The 207-nt window shown below is 70.5% G+C and carries 1 protein-coding gene; it reads left to right on the plus strand.

What is annotated here, in order from left to right:
• Positions 1-207, plus strand: a 207-nt coding sequence (locus RRF55_RS29500; protein WP_439419528.1) for an endolytic transglycosylase MltG, incomplete at both ends; no start/stop codon positions are given.

A 207-nucleotide genomic window follows, 5' to 3' on the forward strand; every position in this document is an offset into this window, starting at 1 on the left:
GGCGGAAGGCTCGGTCCTCCCGGATACCTACGCTTTCCAGCGCGGCGAGAGCCGCACCGCGGTCGCCATGCGCATGCAGCAGGCGATGGCGCGCGTGCTGGAGAAGCTCTGGGCCGAGCGCGCGAGCGATACCGTGGCGCGCAGCCCGGAAGAAGCCGTGATCCTCGCCTCGATCGTCGAGAAGGAGACGGGCAAGCCGTCCGAGCG

Source organism: Klebsiella sp. K47 (assembly GCF_051858335.1).
GTDB lineage: Bacteria > Pseudomonadota > Gammaproteobacteria > Enterobacterales > Enterobacteriaceae > Klebsiella > Klebsiella pneumoniae.